Source organism: uncultured Amnibacterium sp., assembly GCF_964245895.1.
GTDB lineage: Bacteria > Actinomycetota > Actinomycetes > Actinomycetales > Microbacteriaceae > Amnibacterium.
In genome coordinates, this window is the sequence record NZ_CAXTOQ010000233.1 from 1 (window position 1) to 3,477 (window position 3,477).

Genomic DNA, 3,477 nt, shown 5'->3' on the forward strand with positions numbered 1-3,477 from the left:
GGATGTCCGCGATGACCGGGATCTGGCTCTTCTTCGCGATGATCGGCAGCGCCTCGGCGTCGTCGCGCGACGGCACCGCGACGCGGACGATGTCGCAGCCGGACGCGGTGAGCTCCGCGATCTGCTGCAGCGTCGCGTTGATGTTCGGCGTCGGCGTCGTGGTCATGGACTGGACGCTCACCGGGGCGTCACCGCCCACGAGGACCTTCCCGACCTTGATCTGCCGCGACTTCCGCCGGGGCGCGAGCACCTCGGGAGCGGGCTTCGGCATGCCGATGTTCAGTGCGGGCACGGCACCTCCTTGCAACGCTCCAGCGTATGCGGCGGAGGAGGACGGGCCGCGCAGCCCGCTCAGGCGGCTCTGCTCACGCTTCGTGCCGCTGGATCGGCGGCACGAAGCGTGAGCAGAGCGGGTCAGAAGATCTGGATCGGGTGCACCAGGTCCGCGTAGATCAGCAGCAGGCTCATGCCGCCCAGCAGGATCGACACCGCGAAGGTCAGCGGCATCAGCTTGGCGGTGTCGACGGGGCCGGGGTCGCGGCGCCCGAACAGCTTCGCGATCCGGCGCCGCAGCCCCTCCCACAGCGCGCCGATCACGTGGCCGCCGTCGAGCGGCAGCAGCGGGATCAGGTTGAAGACGAACAGCGCGATGTTCAGGCTGCCGAGGATGCCGATCAGGCTCGCGACCTTCGACGTGAGGGTGATCTGGTCGTTGGCCGCGATCTCCCCGGCGACGCGGCCGACGCCGACGACGCTGATCGGCCCGTTCGGGTCGCGCTCGCCCGAGCCGAAGGCGGCCTGCGCGACGGCGACGAGGCGGGACGGCAGGTTCACGATCACCCCGGCGACGGTGGTCACGTTGTTCCAGACCGCGGGGACCACCGCGGTGACCGGCTGCTGCTGCAGCGTCTCCGTCGGGCCGATGCCGATGAAGCCGACCGTCTGCGTCCTCGTCGTGCCGTCCGGGTCCTTCTGCACGGCGCCGGCGGCGTTCGTCACCGCGATGGTGTTCGTCGCGGGGGTCACGGTGATCCGCTCGGTGCCGCCGGCCTTCGCGGCGACGGTCAGCTCGAGCTCGACGCCCGCGGACCGGCGGATGATCGCCGTGACGTCGTCCCAGGTGGTGACGGCGGTGCCGTCGATCGCGGTGATGCGGTCGCCCGGCCGCAGCGCGGTGCCGGCGGCGGGCGCTGCCACGTCGTCGGCCGTGCAGGTCGTGCGGGTCTGGGTGGCGGGCACGATGCACTGCGAGATCGACGCGACCGTCGTCGTCGGCGTCAGCACGCCGAAGCCCATCAGCAGGATCGCGGTGAACAGGATCCCCAGGACGAGGTTGACGCTCGGCCCGCCGAGCATGATGACGACCCGCTTCCAGACCGCGAGCCGGTAGAACGCGCGGTGGTCCTCCCCCTCCGGGATGGATTCCGCGCTCGAGTCGCGGGCGTCCTGCACGAGCGTGCCGAACAGGCTGGTCGTGGCCGTGCGGCCCGCGGAGGCCGGCTCGAGCGCCTCCTCGACCGCCTCCCCCACGGTGGCCGGCGGGCGCGCCTGCAGCAGGCGCGCCTTCCGCCCCTGCTTCGCGGGCGGGAACATCCCCACCATCGAGATGTAGCCGCCGAGCGGGATCGCCTTGAAGCCGTACTCGGTCTCGCCGCGACGCCGCGAGAAGACGGTCCTGCCGAAGCCGATCATGTACTGCGTCACCCGGACGCCGAACAGCTTCGCCGGGACCAGGTGGCCCACCTCGTGCAGCCCGATCGAGACCACGATGCCGACGGCGATCACCAGGACCCCGGCCACGTAGAGGATGGCTTCGGTCACGGCCGACAGGGTACGTCCCGCGTCCTGCCTCGTGCGGCTGCCGTGCGGCGAGCGCCTATGAACAACCGCTGAGCACGTGAGCAGGAAGAATCCGCTTCAGCAGGAAGGAATCGGCGATCTCTTCCTGCTGAAGTGCGATCTTCCTGCTCAAGGACTCGAGAATTCCTGCTGAAGGACTCGGGAGCTCGGTTCAGCGGGCGGCGATGACCGCGTCCGCGGCCTCGCGGGCCGCCCGATCCGCCTCCAGCAGGCCGCCGCGGTCCGGCGCGCCGGACGGCTCCGGCACGGTCGCGAGCACCGCCTCGACCAGCGGGACGATGTCGAGGAACGCGAGCCGGCCTGCGTGGAAGGCGTGCACCGCCTGCTCGTTCGCGGCGTTGAACACGGCGGGCCGCGTGCCGCCTGCCCGCCCGACCTGCTTCGCCAGGCCGACCGCGGGGAAGGCGTCCTCGTCGAGGGGCTCGAAGGTCCAGGTGTGCGCGGACGTCCAGTCGATCGGAGCGCCGACGCCGGGCACGCGGTGCGGCCAGTCGAGGCCGAGGGAGATCGGCAGCCGCATGTCGGGCGGCGACGCCTGGGCGATCGTCGCGCCGTCCGTGAACTCGACCATGGAGTGGATCACCGACTGGGCGTGCACGACGACCTCGATGGCGTCGAACGGGACGTCGAAGAGCAGGTGCGCCTCGATGACCTCGAGCCCCTTGTTCACGAGCGTCGCGGTGTTGGTCGTGACCATGAGCCCCATGTCCCAGGTCGGGTGCGCGAGCGCCTCGGCGGGCGTCACGTGCTGCAGGGAGGCTCGGCTGCGGCCGCGGAACGCGCCGCCGGAGGCGGTCAGCACGAGACGCCGCACCTCCGCGGCGGTGCCGGAGGCGAGGCACTGCGCGATCGCGGAGTGCTCGCTGTCGACCGGCACGACCCGCCCGGGCGCCATCAGCGGCTTGACGACGGGGGCGCCGATGATCAGCGACTCCTTGTTGGCGAGCGCGAGCGTCGCCGGCCCCTCGAGCGCGGCGATCGTGGGCCCCAGGCCCGCCGCGCCCGTGATGCCGTTCAGCACGACGTCGGCCTCGACGTCGCGCACCAGCGCCTCCGCCGCCTCCGCCCCCTCCGCGATCGCGGTCACGCCGAACCGCTCGGCCTGCTGGTCGAGCAGCGCCCGGTTGCGCCCGGCGGCGAGCCCGACGACCTCGAACCGGTCGCGGTTCGCGGCGATCACGTCGAGCGTCTGGGTGCCGATCGAGCCCGTGGAGCCGAGCAGCAGGACCCGGCGGCGGCCGGTCACGGCGCGACCGGGGCGTGGTGGACGGGGAAGCTCACCGAGTTCGCGATGAAGCACAGCCGGTTCGCCTCGGCGTGCAGGGAGTCGGCGAGCGCGCGCTGCGACTCGTCGGCCAGCCGTACGCGGGGGCGCAGGTCGACGCGGACGAAGTGCCCGGCGTCGTCCGGGGTGACGACCATCTCCCCGGTGGCCTCGTCGGTGTAGCCGGTCACCACGACGCGGTGCTTGACGGCGACGTGGAGGTAGGAGAGCAGGTGGCACTCGGAGAGCGCGGCGAGCAGCAGCTCCTCCGGGTTCCAGCGGTCCGCGTCGCCGCGGAACGGGACGTCCGCGCTCGCGAGCAGCTCGGGCTTGCCCTCGGTCCGCAGCACGAC

General features: G+C 72.2%; 4 protein-coding genes. All 4 read right to left on the bottom strand.

Annotated features, from left to right (window positions below; translation table 11 throughout):
* Positions 1–271, bottom strand: a 271-nt coding sequence (locus ACFE60_RS18260; protein WP_375390277.1) for a flavodoxin-dependent (E)-4-hydroxy-3-methylbut-2-enyl-diphosphate synthase, incomplete at its 3' end; no start/stop codon positions are given.
* Between the two features lie 143 nt (positions 272–414).
* Positions 415–1,821 (bottom strand): RIP metalloprotease, encoded by a 1,407-nt coding sequence (locus ACFE60_RS18265; protein ID WP_375390274.1) that lies wholly within the window; start codon positions 1,819–1,821, stop codon positions 415–417.
* 190 nt (positions 1,822–2,011) lie between these two features.
* On the bottom strand, positions 2,012–3,106 hold the full coding sequence (locus ACFE60_RS18270; RefSeq protein WP_375390275.1) for a 1-deoxy-D-xylulose-5-phosphate reductoisomerase: 1,095 nt from the start codon (positions 3,104–3,106) through the stop codon (positions 2,012–2,014).
* The coding region (locus ACFE60_RS18275) for an OsmC family protein (protein ID WP_375390276.1) at positions 3,103–3,477 on the bottom strand (375 nt) is incomplete at its 5' end. The genes ACFE60_RS18275 and ACFE60_RS18270, both read right to left, overlap by 4 nt.